Consider the following 15,292-nt stretch of genomic DNA (forward strand, 5'->3'; position numbering starts at 1 on the left):
CGTTCGGCACCTTCAACCGGGAGGAAGGGTGCCGAACGGCACCTGGAATCGGGCGAAACGGGACACGTATCGTGGTCGCGGTGAGCTTGATGTTGATCGCCGTCTCGCTGTCGCCACTGGCCTCGCTGGCGGCCGTCGCGGTCGCGGCGGCGACGACGGTGCTGTCGCGGCCTTCGCCGGGACGCCTGCCCGCCCTGACGCTGGTGGCGGCGGCCGTCTCGCTGGCCGTCACGTCGGCCCACGTCATCGCGGGCGTACGGCCCGAGCCGGTCGCCGCGCTGCTGGAACTGGCCGAGAACCTGGCGCTCATGGCGCTGGTCGGCCTGGTCGTCCGGTACGCGCCGGTGCGAAGGGCGGTGCCCGCCGCGTTGACGGCCGGTGTGGCCACGGCCGTCTGGTCGCTGCGTTTCCTGACCCCCGTCTCGCTGCTTGAGGCGGTCGGCGCGTGCGCGTTCTGGGGGGTGGGGTCGCTCCTGGCCGCCGGGGCCGGCGGCTACCTGCGCTTCCTCGACGTACGGCAGGCCCGCGCCGTGGTCGACGCCCGCACCGTGCTGCGGCTTCGGCTGGCCAGAGACCTGCACGACTTCGTCGCCCACGACATCAGCGAGATGGTGGCGCACGCCCAGGCGGGCGGGGTCACGGGCGATCCGCTACGGGCGCTCGAACGTGTCGAGGCGGCGGGCCAGCGGGCCATGTCGATGCTGGACCGCACCCTCGACATGCTGCACAACGACCGGCCCGTCACCTTCACCGGGGGGCTCGGCGACATCCGCGAGGCGGCCGACCGCTTCTCGGCCGCGGGCCCGGCGACGGTCCACCTGCGCCTGGACCAGCGGGCGGAGGTTCCGGTGGAGGTCGCGGCCCTGGCCTACCGGATCGTGGTCGAAGGGCTGACCAACGTCCGGCGGCACGCCCCCCAGGCCGGACGGGTCGACCTGGACGTCGTCGCCGGGCCGTCCGGCACGCTGGAGGTCATGATGACCAACGACGGCGTGACACGGACGCGGAGCGGCAGGCGCAGCGGGCTGGGCCTGCCCGGTCTGGCCGGACTCGTCCGGGAACAGGGCGGCGAACTGCGCACCCGATCCGTACCGGGCGGGTGGTCGCTGACCGCGTCCCTGCCCTTCCCAGGGCCAGGCCTGCCCTCCACGACGCCGCTCCCTTCGGGGAACGGAGGGGCCGCTGGCACAATCACCTGAGTGTCCATCCGCATCCTCGTCGCCGACGACCAGGAAGGCATCAGAAGCGCCTTCCGAATGATCCTCGACGCCCAGCCCGACATGACCGTCGTGGCCGAGGCCGCCGACGGCCGTACCGCGATCGACACCGCCAGGGCGATCGAACCCGACGTCGTGCTCGCCGACATCCGGATGCCCGGCGCCGACGGCATCGAGGTGGTCCGGGCCCTCGCCGACACCACCGTCCACGTGGTGGTCGTCACGACCTTCGGTCACGACGAGTACGTCCACGCGGCGCTGCGGCACGGCGCCGCCGGGTTCGTCCTCAAACGCTCCGGCCCGACGCTACTCGTCGAGGCCGTCAGGGCCGCGATGAACGGCGACATGCTCATCAGCCCGCAGCTCACCGTCCAGCTGCTGCGCGACCACGGTCTGCCCCGTGACGCACCGGACCGCGGCAGGCCCGCCGTCGCCCTCACCGAACGGGAGGACGACATCGTCAAACTCCTCGCGGACGGCAGGACCAACGCCGAGATCGCCGCCGAGCTCTTCCTCTCCCCGGGCACGGTGAAGAACCACATCGCCACCATCCAACGCAAAACCGGCGCCAGAAACCGCGTCGCCATCGCAGCCTGGGCTTGGGCGACAGGCAGAGCGGAACCGGCGTGAACGCCCCTCCGGGTCTCCGTCCCGATCCGCCGTCGCATGCCGACCACAATTGATCTTGCTGTGACGCGCGTGGGACCCTGCTCCGATGAAGGCTTCCGAGTTCGGCGCCGTGAAGCAGCGTGTGATGCGCGAGTCGTTTCCCAGCGCCGGGCACGACCTCGACGGCATGATGGTCGATTTCGACATCTACCTCAGGCAGTCACCTTTGATGAAGAAGGTGAGGGTCCGCGGAACCGACGACCCGGGCGGCCTGGTCGTGGCCACGTGCCGGAGTGCGTCTGGGCGTTCGGCAGAGGAGATCGCGGCGGAGCTGGAACGGATCTGGCATGAGGATCTCAAATACTGCCACTTCGACGCCCACACGCTCACGTTGGGGGACGGGGAGGTTCGTCTCAACGGCGTGACGCAGATCAGCCCGGACGGGTTCTACGTCACGGCCGCCATCGTCGTCACGATGAGTCGGCGGCCCGCTCGGATCGGCGGCTGAGGTCCCGCCGAGCCGGCCGCCATGGACGGACGTGTCGCCGGTCGGTACGGCCGGGGCGTCCTCTCCACTGACCTGACGCGTTCCCGGCCACCCGGCCGGGATGATTCCCTTGGTTGGGTAACCCGTCGTCCGGACGTGACCCCGTACCGCCGCGGCCGCCCTGTGCCCCGGGACACCGCTCACGGCGTGCCCCGCTCAGGCGGGCCAGATGCGGGTGAAGATCACACCGGTCCGAGTACGGCCCGCCTCACGCAGATCGAGGATGAGCCGTCCCCCGCGCCAGGTTCCCCGCGCCTCGACGGCTCCGTCCAGGAAGTGGCTTCGCGTGGTGAAGGAGACGACCCCGTCGCGCAGGTCGTAGCGGGCGACATGGACGCCCCCGAGCGGGGCGTCCCGGTTGAGCCACGTCGCGATCGCCCGCCCCTCCTCGGGGCCGGGAGCGGGCTTCACCAGCACGTCGAGCACGACGCCGTCCGGGAAGAACCGGAACACCTGCTCCCCGGCGGCGTGGATCTCCGCAGGCCGCCGCGGCGCGCGGGCCTTTCTCACCTCTCCGGTCCGACGGTCGGCGGTTGGGTGACCCTGGCGGCGCGCGGCCGGTGCGGATCGGCCGGAGCCACCGGCAGCCGGTCCCCCTGAGTCGCCAAATGCCGCCCCTTTCCGTCACACGCCATTATTTCCTGACACGACAGGAGCATGCCGGGGACACAACCTCAGGGTGCCGTGAGGGGTTCCGAACGGTAGGCCCGATGGAGTGTCTCGACGAAGTCAGGTGCCTCCGGCAGGGGGGCGGGGCCGATCCGGTGTACCGCGATCCCCGGTGACCAGGAGTTCATGACCACGGCCCCCGCCAACGCGGGCAGGTCGTCGAGCGTGATCTCCTGGACGCGCTGGGGCACACCGAGGCGTTCAAGGCGGCGCCGTACGATCCCCATCGTGATCCCGCCCAGCTTCTCGGCGTCGGGCCACACCACGGTGGCACCGTCCCAGAAGGCCAGGTTCCAGATCGACGCCTCGCTGAGCCGTCCCCGGCGGTCGACGAAGGCGGCGTCGTCGAAGCCCCGCTCAACGGCCTGACGGAGGAAGTACGTCTTGGCGACCTCGCCGACGTGCTTCACGGCCGGGAGCACCCGTTCGTACTCGACCGCCGTCAGGGCGAGCGGTCCGCGCGGGGCGGTCGCGGGAGGACCGGTGCGCACCAGCAGCGAGGGCTCCGCCTCCGCCCGCGTGAACTCGCCTACGGGGGAGTAGACCGTGGCCGTCAGCGACAGGTCGGCCGGACCGGCCCGGAGTGCCGTCCGCAGACCCGCCAGCACCCGGTCGTCGGGCAGGGCCCGGCCGTACAGTTCCATCGAGGCGACCCTCAGCCGCTCCAGGTGGAGGTCGAGGCCCCGGACCCGTCCTTCGCGCACCTGCATGGCGGTGAAGTGGGCGTAGCCCGCGAAGGCGAGTGGCGCCAGCTCCTCGGCGCTCGCCTCGTGGCCGTCACGGTGAACAACGAAAGAGGACATGTGTCGCTCCAGACGTGTGTGGAATGTCCGTTCCTGGGGCGACGTTAGGGCTTCACACCAGTGGAAGGGTCAACCCGCCGGGAGGGGCACATGCTGATCGGGGAGCTGTCCCGCAGAACCGGGGCCAGCCCGCGCTCGCTGCGCTACTACGAGGAGCAGGGGCTGCTCGACACCGGCCGGGGGACGAACGGCTACCGCCACTACGACGAGGACTCCGTGGTCACGGTGCGCCAGATCCGCGCTCTGCTGAAGGCCGGTCTGTCCACCGAGGTGATCCGTTCCGTGCTGCCGTGCGCGCGGGGTGAACGCCCGGACTTCGACTGGTGCGCGGAGCTGTGGGACATCCTGAACGGCGAACTGGCCGCCATGGACGAACGCATCGACGGCCTCCAACGCAACCGGGGCACCCTGGCCTCCTACCTGACACCCCCCTGACCGGTCGTAGCCCCTCGGCGAGAACTCCCAGCCGCCAACGTCGCTACCGAGAAAGCGACATCAAGGCCCTCCTCAACGCCGGACGAACCCAACCGGCCTCCAGGGGGTTCTCCCGTTCCGCCACCCGGCCACATCACAAGGAACCCGGCCTGAACACACCACCCCCCAGGAAAAGGGTTTGGGGTACCGGTGCCGTGCATGAGGAGTGTCGGCTTGGGCGCGTCGGTGTCTGGACTGAGGAACGCAGGAGCGCAGCGACGGAGTGACGAGGGAAGACACCGACCCGAAGCGCCCGAGCCCGCGACGCCGAAGGCGTCGCAAAGAGACACGGCTTGGGCGCGTCGGCGCTTGGACTGAGGAGCGAAGGAGCGCAGCGACGGAGTGACGAGGGAAAGCGCCGACTCAGGGCGCCCAAGCCCGCGACGCCGCCAGGCGGAGCAAAGAGACACAGTGACGAGGGAAAGCGCCGACTCGGAAGCGCCCAAGCCCGCGACGCCGAAGGCGTCGCAAAAGAATAAAGTGCTCTGATGCCTTTGGTTGAGGTCACCCATCGACCGGACATCGCCGAGACGAAGCTTCGTGAGCTCGGGGAGGTGTTGCCGCACCTGGTGTCCGTGGCCGTCGAGTGTCCTGAGGAGCCGTACGACGGCGACCTGCAGCCGGGCGACGTCGAGATCCGTTTCCGGGCGCTGGGGCCGTTTGACCGCTGTGGCCTGGACGTGGTGATCGAGATCAGGTCCAAGTGGTTCGAGAGCAGGGCGGCCGACCGGCAGGAGCGGGTGGACGGCCTCCACGAGGCCATCAGCGCCGCGACCGGCCTGACCGACTTCGGCGTCTACCTCTCCCTCCCGGTCGCCGCCTGGGCCCAGGGCGACTGAGACAGCGGTTTCCAGCGCGGAGTCACGAGGTCATGGCTACGCCCCGGGGAAGGGGAGCGTGCTCTAGCGAGGGGCGTCGTGGGCTATGAGGGCGAGTTGGATGCGGTTGTCCAGGTTGGTCTTGGTGAGGATGCGGGAGATGTAGCCCTTGACCGTGCCGACGCTCATGTGGAGTTCGGCGGCGATGTCCCCGTTGGACAGGCCCCGGCCGACCGCGGCGGCGACCTCGCGTTCGCGGCCGCTGAGTCTGGACAGCAGCCGGTCGGCGTCGTCACGGCGGCGGTCGTCCGTCTCCGGCGCCAGGTGGGCGATCAGGCGCCGGGTCACGCTGGGGGACAGGATCGGCTCCCCGGCCACGACCCTGCGGATCGCGTCCACGATGCCCTCCGGCGGGGTGTCCTTGAGCAGGAACCCGTCGGCCCCGGCGCGCAGGGCGCCGAAGACGTGCTCGTCGGCGTCGAACGTGGTCAGCATGATGACGTACGGCGGGGCGGGCCGCCGCCGGAGCAGCCGGGTGGCGTCGATCCCGTCCAGGCCCGGCATCCGGATGTCCATGAGCACCACGTCGGGCGTGTGGGCGTCGACCGCGGACCCGACGTCGGCGCCGTCGGCCACCCCGCCGACCACGACCAGTTCGTCGGCGCCCCTGAGCATCAGTGTCAGCCCCGCCCTGACGAGCGGGTCGTCGTCCACGACCAGTACGCGTATGGCCGTCATGCCGGCCATGGTAGCCAGACCGTCAGGTGGAATTCCCCGCCCTCGACTCCGGCGTGCTCGACCCGGCCGCCCGCCAGCTCGGCCCGCTCCCGTACCCCGGCCAGCCCGGCACCCTCGCCGGAAGCACCAGGTGAACCAGGTGAACCGGGGAAGCCAGGGAAGCGAGAAGGGCCGGGAAAGTCGTGAAAGGCATCTGCGCCGGGCAAGGACCTCTCGTCGTGGAAGCCGGGGAAGGGGCCGGACGCTTCGACGGGGTTGCGGACCTCGACGGTCAGTCCCCGGCCGGGGGCGCCGTCGAGACGGAGGGCCACCGGCCGTCCCGGCGCGTGTTTGAGGGCGTTGGTGAGGCCCTCCTGGACGATCCGGTAGGCGGCCCGCGCCGTGGCGCCCGGCAGGTCGGGCAGCCGTATTCCGCCGTCGTGCGACTCGACCCGGGCGCCCGCCCGCCGTACCTCCTCGACCAGGGACCGCAGGTCCAGTTCGGCCAGGACGGGGGCCTCGCGCAGCACCGAGATGACCTGGCGCAGCTCCTGCAACGCCTGGTGCGCGTTGGCGCGCACCACCGAGGCCGCCTCGACCACCTCGGCCGGGTCGGCCTTCGCGTTGAACTCAAGCGCCCCGGCGTGCAGCGCCAGCAGCGAGAGGCGGTGCGCCAGCACGTCGTGCATCTCACGGGCGATGACCAGGCGTTCGGCGTGGCGGGCCTGTTCGGCGCGGCGTCGCTGCTCCTCCTCGGCTCTGCGGGCCCGTTCGACCAGCGAGAGCACGAGCTGACGGCGGGCCCGCGCCAGCATCCCCCACCCGGTCAGCGCCACCCCGAACAGCACCGCGACCAGGGCCCACACCGGGTACGGCGCCAGCCCCGGCGGCCGGATCCAGAAGCGCGTCAGCGTCGCGGCCGTCCAGGCGGCACCGACTCCGACCGCGACGGCCGAACGCCGGTACAGGGCCGCCATCAGCGTCGCGACCCCCGCCGCGACCGACGCCGAGGCGGCGGGCACCGAGATGGCCACGGCAACCAGCGCCATGGTGGCGGGCCTGCGGCGTGCCAGCCACAGCGCGGCGCACGCCACCACGCCACCGGCCACGTCGACGGGGAGCCAGGTGCCGCCGAGCTCGCCCCACACGACCGCGACCGCCGAGGCCAGCGCGCAGACCAGGCCGCCCACCCGCGTCGCCCGGTCCCAGGTGGTCCTGGCGGGGCCGGGCCGTACGTCTGCCATCACGGGCGTTCAGCGTAATCGGGGGGATCGGCCGTGGGCAGCAACCAAAGTCGCCGCCACTCTCTTACCTGGGTTGCCACGGGTGGGTCCGAGGTCGCCGCCGACTCCTCACCCGGGTTGCCACGGACAGGCCCGGAGGCACAGGCCCCGGAGGGGAGGCGCGGAACACGATCGCCGTATGACAGCGAACCGGAAAGGCGGCCGCCGGGCCGCGTTGCTGCTCGCGGTGGTCACACCGCTCGTGGCCGAGTTCACCCTCGGCAACCCGCCGCTCCGCATGGCGTGGATCCTGCCGCTGTGGATCCCGATCTACGGCGCGGGCACCGTTTTGGTGCGCGAGCTGGTACGGCGGGCCGGGACGGGCTGGGCCGGGGTGCTGCTGCTCGGCCCAGCCTACGGCGTCGTCGAGGAGGGCCTGGCCCTGCAGGCGCTGAGCAGCCCCACGATGTACGGCGCCGCCGGGTGGGCGCCCCGAATCCTGGGCCTGAACAGCGCCTACGCCGAGCTGCAGATCCCCTACCACGCGGTCTTCAGCGCCGTGATCCCGATCCTGCTGACCGACCTGGTCTTCCCCTCGCTGCGTGAGCGGCCCTATCTGGGCAGGCTGGGCCTCTGGTCGGCCGGGACGGTCTTCGTCCTGGGCGCGCTGCTGCTGCGGGTGACCGTGGTGACGAGCATCGACCCCGGTTACCGGGCTCCGGCGGCGGTCCTGGCCGGATGCGCGGCCGTGGTCGCCCTGCTGACGGCGGCGGGCCTGCGGCTGCGGTTCCCCACAGGCGTCTCCCCGACCGAACCGACCGAACCGACCAGACCAACCGAACCGACCGGCCCGGTCGGAGCGACCGGACTGACCGAACCGGTCGGGCTGACCGAATCGGCCGAACCAGCCGGACGGACCGGACTGGCCGGTCCGGCAAAGCCGACCGGACCGGCTGGACCGCCTGGGCCCGTTGTGGCCGGGGGGTTCGGTGTGGTCGTGGTCTTCGGGTACCTGGCGCTGCTGTTCCCCTTCGGGGGTGCGACCCGGCCCTTCTTCACCCATGGCGGGTGGGTCGCGGCGCCCATGACGGCCGCCGCCGTACTGGCCGTGGGGGCCGGGTGGCTGCTGCGCCGCTGGACGGCCGGGGGGCTGTGGACCGACGGGCACAGCCTGGCCCTGGCGGCCGGGGCCCTGGTCGCCCACACGGCCTTCGGGCTGGTCTCCAACACCGACACGGTGGCCGACCGGATCAGCCTGGCGGCCGTCGGCGTGGTCATGGCCGCCCTGCTGGCCCTGCTCGGCCGCCGGGTCCGCTCCTCCCGGAGGTTCACGGCCCGATAGGTCACCCGGCGTGCGCCGAGGACCCCGTGTGTTCCGTGTGCCCGGCGTGCTCGGCGTGTTCGGCGCACAGGCAGCCGACGCCCCGTTCGATCCACTCGTGGCCGGTCCACTCGGGGTGCCGTTCGACGAGCAGGGCCCTGACCTCGGCGACGATCTCGGCCTCGTCGGCCGCCGAGTCGCGTCGCAGCCAGGTCTCCGCACGCAGTTCGCGCAGGTAGTCGCGGACGCCGGTGAGCACCTCGGGGCCGCCGAGGTCGCCGTGGCCGGGGACCACGGTCCTGTGGCCCGCGGCGGCCAGCCGGTCCAGCACCGCCAGCCAGCCCACACCGGAGACGTCGGTGTCGTACGGCGGGAACCAGGGGAAGATGGCGAACTGCCCGGTCTCGGCGAGGTCCCCGGTGAACAGCACACCGGCGTCCGGCACCTCGACCACCTGGTCGCCCCTCGTGTGGCCCCGGCCGGTCGGGCGCAGCCGTACGGTGCGACCACCGAGGTCCAGGTCGTGGGCGTCGTCGTAGACCAGGTCCGGGACGGGCACCGTGACGCCGTCTAGGCGGCGGGCGACGGTCTCGCCCAGGCCGCGGAACATCTCCAGGTAGCCCTGTCCCTTGGTCCTGAGGTCGTCGGCCTGGGCGCGGTTGACCAGGTAGGTGGCCTCGCCGGAGAACACCTGCGCGCCGAAGGCGTGCTCGGGGTGGAAGTGCGTCGTGGTCAGGTACAGCCTGCGGCCCGCCGCCACCTCCGAGGCGAAGGCGAGGACCTGCTCGGCGTTGGCGGTGCCGATGCCCGTCTCGACGACCAGTACGGCTCGCGTGCCGCCGATGACGCCGATGTTGGGTACGAGCCCGGCCCGGTGGTTCGGGATCACCAGCAGGCCGGGGGCGATCTCCTGGGCGCCGGAGACCTGGACGACGGGGTCGGGTATGGGTTCGTGGGTCATGTCCTGATTGCAGCGCTGTGAGGCCTTCGCGGTCCAAGTCCTGTTGGGTGGCGGCGATGCCCTGCGGGTATCGTCGCCGGTCATGGAGCTACGCACGCTGCGGTATTTCGTGGCCGTCGCCGAGGAACTCCACTTCGGCCGGGCGGCCGCCCGGCTGCACATGAGCCAGCCGCCGCTGAGCCGGGCGATCAGGCGGCTTGAGACCGACGTCGGCGCCGTCCTGTTCCACCGTTCCCCCTCGGGGGTCCGGCTCACTCCGGCCGGGGCGGTGCTGTTCGACGAGGCGCGCGTCCTGCTCGAACAGGCGGAGCGGGTACGGGTGCGGGTGGCCGCCGCGGCGGGGGCCGCGACCGTCACCGTCGGCATCCTGGGCGACGGCACCGACCGGGGCGCGACCCGGCTGGCCGCCGCGTACCGCCGCAGGCACCCGGACGTCGAGATCCGGGTCCGGGAGACCGACCTGACCGATCCGACCTGCGGGTTGCGCGCCGGGCTGGTCGATGTGGCCCTGACGCGCGGGCCGTTCGACGAGACCGGTCTGACGGTGCGTGAGCTGCGGGCCGACCCGGTCGGCGCGGTGCTGCGCGCCGACGACCCGCTGGCCCGCCGCGACCGGCTGAGCCTGGCCGACCTGGCGGGGCGGCGCTGGTTCCAGTTCCCCGACGGTGTCGATCCGCTCTGGCGGACCTACTGGAACGGCGGCGAGCCCCGGGAGGGTCCGGTGGTGCGCGCCGTACAGGAGTGCCTGCAGGCCGTGCTCTGGAACGGCACGGTCGGGATGTCCCCGCTCGGGCACACCCCGCCGGAGGAGCTGACCGTGGTGCCGCTGGCCGACATGGCGCCCAGCCGTGTGGTCGTGGCCTGGCGGACGGGCGACGCGAACCCGCTGGTCAGGTCGTTCGTCCGGATCGCGACGGCCGTCTACCGCGCCTGGGAGACCTGAGGAAGGGGCTGGGAGAGGGCGCTCACGATCAGGTCGGTCAGCGCGGTGACGGCGTCGTCGAGGGTCGTCCGCCCGTGGTTGAGTTCGGCGGCGATCGCGTCGGCCGCGCCGAGCACGCCGACACAGCGCAGCCGGAGCGCCCGGACGCCGAGGGCGGAGTGCGGGGCGAGCGCGGTGGCCATCAGGTCGGTGTAGTCGTCGAGCATCTCGCGCTGGATCACCTCCATCTCCGGGTTTCCCTTCAGGGCGGCGGTGACGGCGTTGAACTCCGGCATGGCGGTGGCACACGCGAAGTAGGCCGCGCTCATGACGCGGGCGACCTCGGGGCCGGTCGGCGGGGACTCGCCCAGCGCGCGGGTCAGCGCGGCCCGGTGCTGCTCGTCGAGCCGCCGGTGGAGCGCGGTCAGCAGGCCGTTCCTGGTGCCGAAGTGGTCGTAGACGATCGGCCTGCTCACCTCGGCGGCCTCGGCCAGGGTGGGCAGGGTCAGGCCGTCGGCGCCCTGGACGCGCACGACCGCCAGAGCGGTCTCCAGCAACTGCTCCCGTCTCTCCTGCTTGGACAGGCGGGTCGGTGATGTGGCCATCGTCCTCCTCTTGCGTCGCGGTCCCAGCTTAAGCTACAACGTGTAGCCTACAAAACGTAGCTTAGCCGTACGAGAGGAAACCCGATGGAACCGGTACTGATCATGGGCGGCTCCGGGCAGGCGGGCGCGGGCACCGCGGCCGTTCTCCGGCGGTGGTACCCGGCGCTGCCGCTGGTCGTCGCGGGCCGCGATCCCGGCCGCGCGCGGCGGGTCGCCGACGAACTCGGCACCGCCACGGCCGTCCCCCTCGACCTGCGGCGCGACGACCTCGGCCTGCCGGACGGCCAGGAGTGCTCGGCGGTGGTCGCGACGGTGTGGGACTCCCACCTCAACGGGCTGCGTTACGCGCAGGAACGCGGGCTGCCGTACCTCAGCATCTCCAACGGCCTGGTGGACCTCACGCCGGAGGTCTTCGCCGGTGCCCAGCGGGCGTCGGCCGCGCCGATCCTGCTGGCCAGCCACGGCTGTGCCGGACTCGTCGTCCTCGCGGCGCTGGAGCTGGCCCGCGAGTTCCACCGGCTCCACACCGTCAGGGTCGCGCTGGTGCTGGACGAACTGGACGGGGGCGGTCCGGCCGCCGTCGAGGACATGGAACGCCTGATGGCCGCGACCTCGGCGGGGCTGGTGCGCCGTGACGGTGTCTTCACCTGGGTGGACGGCCAGGAGGCCCAGGTGGAGGTGCTCACCGCCGACGGCACCGTACTGCCCGGCCAGGCGGTCGCCATCCCCGACGTGCCGAGCCTGGCGCTGGCGACGGGCGCGCCGAACGTCCGCTTCGACTTCGTGGTCGGCGAGTCCTCGGGCAGGCGACGCGGCGGACCGGCCTCCGTCGAGGTCAGGATCGACCTGGAGGGGACCGGCCCCGAGGGGACGCCGCTCGACGTGACCCACCACATCACGCACCCCATGGGGCAGCGGCCGCTGACCGCGCTCGGCGTCGCCCTCGGCGTCGAACGGCTGCTCGGCCTGCGCGGAGACCCCGTGGCGCCGGGCCTGTACACCCCGGAGGCGTTGATCGACCCGGCCCTCGCGGTCGAGCGGATGGTCGAGGAGGGGACGCTCCTCACCCGGAGCCGGGTTCAGCGCTCGTCGACGACCTGACCGTTCAAGGCGGTGGCGTCCGAGGTGAGGGCCATGGTCAGCGGGGCCTCGGTGATGGTGGGCAGGGAGGCGAACGCGGCGCCCATCTGCGCACCGCTCTCCCAGTGCCAGGTGTCGGTGTAGACGCCGTCCTCAAGCCGGATCAGCACGGCGTGGGTGAGGCCGGGGTGCCCCTGCCTGACGGCCTCGATCAGCGCGCCCCTGCGGGCGAGGAACTCCTCAAGGTCACCGTCGGCGACGTGGTAGCGGTGCGAGCGGACCACGGACATGTCTGTTCTCCTTCGGAAGTGGGGGTTACCAGCTGCCCGCGACCTGGCGGATCGGGGCGTTCAGCCGGTTGAAGAGGTTGGTCACGGCGATCATCAGCAGGATCGAGGCCAGCTGCTTCTCGTCGAAGTGGTCGGCGGCGTTGTCCCAGACCTCGTCGGGGACGGCGTCGGAGTGGTCGGCCAGCCGGGTCGAGGCCTCGGCCAGCTCCAGCGCGGCCCGCTCGGCGTCGGTGTAGTACGGCGCCTCACGCCAGGCCACGACCAGGCCGATGCGGTCCTCGTTCTCCCCGAGCTTGCGCAGGTTCTTCAGACCGGCGTCCACACAGAAGCTGCAGCCGTTGATCTGGCTGACCCTCAGGTGGATCATCTCCATGAGCTCCTGGGGGAGGCCCTGCGACTGGGCGGCCTGGATCAGCTCCTGGATCGGCTTGATGACGCCGGGGATGATCGAGGCGGGGTTCTTCATACGGGCTTCCATGGTGTTCCTCGTTCCTTCCGTTGCGGTTGGTGTGAGATCAGGATGGATGTCCGTATTGATAGATTCGCTATGCACTCGCGATGTGGAGGTGATGGGGGGACGATGCTGCGCTTCACCCTGCTCGGTCCCGTTCGGATGACCGTCGACGGCGCCCCGCTGCCGGACATCGCCCCACGTCACCGGGCCGTGCTGGCCTATCTCCTGCTCAACGCCGACCGGGTGATCAGCATCGAGCGGCTGATCGACGCGATGTGGGGCCACGACCGGCCCGACACCGCCAGGTCGCAGATCCACGCCTCGATCACCGTGATCCGCAAGGCGCTGCGCGCCGCCGGAGCCGTACAGCTGCTGGAGACGCGGGCGGGCGGCTATGTCGCGCGGCCCGAGCCGGGGCAGGTCGACACGGGGGAGTTCACCGAGCTGGTGGCCGCGGGCGCGCTGCGCGAGGCCCTGGACCTGTGGCACGGCGAGGCGCTTGAGGACGTGCACGCGCACTACGTCTCCGGCGTCAGGGAGCTGTGGAACGACCGGCGGCTCTCCGCCTACGAGCGCCTGGCCGAGGAGGGGCTGGCCGCGGGGCGGCACGACGACCTGCTCGACGAGCTGGCCGCCCAGGTGAGCGCCAACTCGCTGCGCGAGAGGCTCAACGGCCATCTCGTCCTCGCCCTGCACCGGTCGGGACGGCAGGCCGACGCCCTGGCCGCCGCGCGCGCCTACCGTACGGCTCTCGCGGAGGAACAGGGGCTCGACCCCGGGCACGCCTTCGTCGAACTGGAGCGGGCGGTTCTGGCGGACGATCCGTCTCTTCGCCCGGCTGCCGAGGCCTCGGCTCCGGCCCGTCGGTCGACCTTCCTGCCCTACGACATTCCCGATTTCTCCGATCTTTCCGGACGGGTCGCTGAGGTGGAGCGGCTCGTGGGGGAACGCCGTGGAGCGGCGGTCGTCACGATCGACGGCATGGCCGGGATCGGCAAGACCACGCTCGCCGTCCACGCGGCCCACCGGATGGCCGGACGCTACCCGGACGGACAGCTCTTCATCGACCTGGGGGCACACACCGCGGGCCGGGAACCGGTCGACGCCGCCGCCGCGCTTGAGGCCCTGCTGCGCCAGCTCGGGGTGCCCGCGGAGAGCATCCCGGTCACCCCGGCGGAGCGCGGCGCCCTCTGGCGTGCCGAACTGGCCGGTCGCCGCGTGCTCGCCGTACTGGACGACGCCGCGGACGCCGAGCACGTACGGCCCCTGCTGCCGGGACACTCCGACACCCTCGTCCTGGTCACCAGCAGGCGGCGGCTCGTCGAACTGGACGGCGCCCACGCGCTCTCCGTCGAGGTGCTCGACGAGGAGGAGGCCACCGAACTGTTCGGGCGGATCGTGGGGGAACGCGCCCGGCGCGAGCCGGAGGCCGTAGGCGAGACGCTGCGCCTGTGCGGGTACCTCCCGCTCGCCATCCGCATCGCCGCCGCCCGCCTCCAGCACCGCCCGCGCTGGACGGTCGCCTACCTGGCCGAACGGCTGCGCGACCACCGCAGGCTCCTGGACGGCGTCTCGGCCGCCTTCGCCCTCTCCTACGAGCAGCTGGACGAGCGGGAACGGCACATGTTCCGCCTGCTCGGACTGGTGCCCGGCCGTGACATCGACGCGTACGGCGCGGCGGCGCTGGCCGGGATCCCGGAGGAGGAGGCCGAGGACCTCCTTGAGAGCCTCCTCGACGCCCACATGCTCCTGCAGCTCGAACCCGGCCGGTACACCTTCCACGACCTGCTCCGTGAGCACGCGCGTTCGATCGCCGAGGACGACGGCGCCGTCATGCGGCTGCTCGCCTACTACCTGCACCGCTCCCGCGCGGCCATGGACCGGCTCTTCCCGTACGGCGTCGCCGAGCGGGAGGGCGTCCCACGGCCCGCCACCCCGGTCCCGCCCGTCCGCGACGCCGTCGAGGCGCTCGCCTGGCTCGACGCCGAGCGCGCCAACATCATCGCCACGGCCGTCCACGGTCCCGAGATCTGCCTCAGCCTGCTGTCCATGGTGATACGGCCCTATCTCGACCGGTACGCGTACCACGACGACGCGCTCACCCTGTACACCCTGGTGCTCCAGCGCAGCCGTACGCTCGGCGACCGCGAGGTCCAGGCGCGGGCGCTGGCCGACCTGGCGTGGACCCACTGGCGGCTCGGCGACCACGACCAGGTGGACGAGCACGGACGACTGGCGCTGGCCCTCTACGAGGAACTCGGCGTTCCCGAGGCGGGTGAGCTCCGGGTCCTCCTGGAGTACGCGGGATAGAGCCGACGTCCGGTCTCCTCGTCATCGGTGCCACGCTTGTCCTGTAGGAACGCGCCCGTCGGCACGGGCTTCCCGAGGAGCGGATCATCGTTGACTGACAGGAGAGACGACCCGGTGGTGGTGATCGGGCTGGGCAGGTTCGGCACCTCGCTCGCCCTTGAGCTCGTCCGCCAGGGCACGGAGGTGCTGGCGATCGACCACCGGCCCAAGGTCGTGCAGAGTCTCGCCGGGCGGATCCCGCACGTCGTCACCGCCGACTCCACCGATCCCCA

Annotated in this window: 18 protein-coding genes; 10 read left to right on the top strand and 8 right to left on the bottom strand. The window is 72.0% G+C overall.

What is annotated here, in order from left to right:
- Window positions 1–89: 89 nt before the first annotated feature.
- The 3 genes from ACIBVQ_RS12875 to ACIBVQ_RS12885 all read left to right on the top strand — a co-directional run bounded on the left by ACIBVQ_RS12875 (window position 90) and on the right by ACIBVQ_RS12885 (window position 2,334).
- Window positions 90–1,199 (top strand): sensor histidine kinase, encoded by a 1,110-nt coding sequence (locus ACIBVQ_RS12875; protein ID WP_399177464.1) that lies wholly within the window; start codon window positions 90–92, stop codon window positions 1,197–1,199.
- Window positions 1,200–1,847: a response regulator gene (locus ACIBVQ_RS12880; RefSeq protein WP_399177433.1), complete on the top strand. Its 648-nt coding sequence runs from the start codon at window positions 1,200–1,202 to the stop codon at window positions 1,845–1,847. It abuts the gene before it with no gap.
- An 85-nt stretch (window positions 1,848–1,932) separates the two neighbouring features.
- Entirely contained in the window at window positions 1,933–2,334 is a 402-nt protein-coding gene (locus tag ACIBVQ_RS12885) for a hypothetical protein (RefSeq protein ID WP_399177435.1), read from the top strand.
- Window positions 2,335–2,529: 195 nt separating this feature from the next.
- Here the strand turns inward: ACIBVQ_RS12885 and ACIBVQ_RS12890 are convergent, their stop codons facing one another.
- Both ACIBVQ_RS12890 and ACIBVQ_RS12895 read right to left on the bottom strand, forming a co-directional pair.
- Entirely contained in the window at window positions 2,530–2,883 is a 354-nt protein-coding gene (locus ACIBVQ_RS12890) for a hypothetical protein (RefSeq protein WP_399177437.1), read from the bottom strand.
- A 164-nt stretch (window positions 2,884–3,047) separates the two neighbouring features.
- Window positions 3,048–3,845 (bottom strand): aminotransferase class IV family protein, encoded by a 798-nt coding sequence (locus ACIBVQ_RS12895; RefSeq protein WP_399177439.1) that lies wholly within the window; start codon window positions 3,843–3,845, stop codon window positions 3,048–3,050.
- A gap of 90 nt (window positions 3,846–3,935) precedes the next feature.
- On the opposite strand from ACIBVQ_RS12895, the gene ACIBVQ_RS12900 reads away from it, so the two are divergent.
- Both ACIBVQ_RS12900 and ACIBVQ_RS12905 read left to right on the top strand, forming a co-directional pair.
- Window positions 3,936–4,280 (top strand): MerR family transcriptional regulator, encoded by a 345-nt coding sequence (locus tag ACIBVQ_RS12900; RefSeq protein ID WP_352015383.1) that lies wholly within the window; start codon window positions 3,936–3,938, stop codon window positions 4,278–4,280.
- Window positions 4,281–4,807: 527 nt separating this feature from the next.
- Window positions 4,808–5,158: a hypothetical protein gene (locus tag ACIBVQ_RS12905; RefSeq protein WP_399177441.1), complete on the top strand. Its 351-nt coding sequence runs from the start codon at window positions 4,808–4,810 to the stop codon at window positions 5,156–5,158.
- A gap of 63 nt (window positions 5,159–5,221) precedes the next feature.
- Here the strand turns inward: ACIBVQ_RS12905 and ACIBVQ_RS12910 are convergent, their stop codons facing one another.
- Window positions 5,222–5,884: a response regulator gene (locus ACIBVQ_RS12910; protein ID WP_399177443.1), complete on the bottom strand. Its 663-nt coding sequence runs from the start codon at window positions 5,882–5,884 to the stop codon at window positions 5,222–5,224.
- Window positions 5,872–7,098 carry a sensor histidine kinase gene (locus ACIBVQ_RS12915; RefSeq protein ID WP_399177466.1) on the bottom strand — a complete coding sequence of 409 codons (1,227 nt, stop codon included), beginning with the start codon at window positions 7,096–7,098 and terminating at the stop codon, window positions 5,872–5,874. The genes ACIBVQ_RS12910 and ACIBVQ_RS12915 overlap by 13 nt, the downstream gene beginning before the upstream one ends.
- Before the next feature lie 178 nt (window positions 7,099–7,276).
- Between ACIBVQ_RS12915 and ACIBVQ_RS12920 the strand changes: the two genes are divergently transcribed.
- Window positions 7,277–8,419, top strand: a complete 1,143-nt coding sequence (locus ACIBVQ_RS12920) for a hypothetical protein (protein ID WP_399177445.1) — start codon at window positions 7,277–7,279, stop codon at window positions 8,417–8,419.
- Window position 8,420: 1 nt separating this feature from the next.
- On the opposite strand, the gene ACIBVQ_RS12925 is transcribed toward ACIBVQ_RS12920, so the two are convergent.
- On the bottom strand, window positions 8,421–9,359 hold the full coding sequence (locus tag ACIBVQ_RS12925; protein ID WP_399177447.1) for an MBL fold metallo-hydrolase: 939 nt from the start codon (window positions 9,357–9,359) through the stop codon (window positions 8,421–8,423).
- Window positions 9,360–9,441: 82 nt separating this feature from the next.
- Here ACIBVQ_RS12925 and ACIBVQ_RS12930 point away from each other — a divergent pair, with 82 nt between their 5' ends.
- Complete coding sequence (locus tag ACIBVQ_RS12930) at window positions 9,442–10,302, top strand: LysR family transcriptional regulator (protein ID WP_386189720.1); 861 nt, start codon at window positions 9,442–9,444, stop codon at window positions 10,300–10,302.
- Here ACIBVQ_RS12930 and ACIBVQ_RS12935 read toward each other — a convergent pair.
- Complete coding sequence (locus tag ACIBVQ_RS12935; RefSeq protein WP_362918642.1) at window positions 10,281–10,886, bottom strand: TetR/AcrR family transcriptional regulator; 606 nt, start codon at window positions 10,884–10,886, stop codon at window positions 10,281–10,283. The genes ACIBVQ_RS12930 and ACIBVQ_RS12935 overlap by 22 nt on opposite strands.
- A gap of 84 nt (window positions 10,887–10,970) precedes the next feature.
- Between ACIBVQ_RS12935 and ACIBVQ_RS12940 the strand changes: the two genes are divergently transcribed.
- Window positions 10,971–11,987, top strand: a complete 1,017-nt coding sequence (locus ACIBVQ_RS12940; protein WP_399177449.1) for a hypothetical protein — start codon at window positions 10,971–10,973, stop codon at window positions 11,985–11,987.
- Here the strand turns inward: ACIBVQ_RS12940 and ACIBVQ_RS12945 are convergent.
- A complete protein-coding gene (locus ACIBVQ_RS12945; protein ID WP_399177451.1) occupies window positions 11,966–12,256 on the bottom strand; it encodes a hypothetical protein in 291 nt (96 codons plus the stop codon). The genes ACIBVQ_RS12940 and ACIBVQ_RS12945 overlap by 22 nt on opposite strands.
- A 25-nt stretch (window positions 12,257–12,281) precedes the next feature.
- Window positions 12,282–12,734, bottom strand: coding sequence for a carboxymuconolactone decarboxylase family protein (locus tag ACIBVQ_RS12950; RefSeq protein WP_352015374.1), 453 nt, complete (start codon window positions 12,732–12,734; stop codon window positions 12,282–12,284).
- 102 nt (window positions 12,735–12,836) lie between these two features.
- On the opposite strand from ACIBVQ_RS12950, the gene ACIBVQ_RS12955 reads away from it, so the two are divergent.
- Together ACIBVQ_RS12955 and ACIBVQ_RS12960 are read left to right on the top strand one after the other, a co-directional pair.
- On the top strand, window positions 12,837–15,020 hold the full coding sequence (locus ACIBVQ_RS12955) for a BTAD domain-containing putative transcriptional regulator (protein ID WP_399177453.1): 2,184 nt from the start codon (window positions 12,837–12,839) through the stop codon (window positions 15,018–15,020).
- A gap of 90 nt (window positions 15,021–15,110) precedes the next feature.
- The coding region (locus ACIBVQ_RS12960; protein ID WP_362918650.1) for an NAD-binding protein at window positions 15,111–15,292 on the top strand (182 nt) is incomplete at its 3' end.

Source organism: Streptosporangium sp. NPDC049376, assembly GCF_044466505.1.
In the GTDB taxonomy this organism is placed as follows: domain Bacteria; phylum Actinomycetota; class Actinomycetes; order Streptosporangiales; family Streptosporangiaceae; genus Streptosporangium.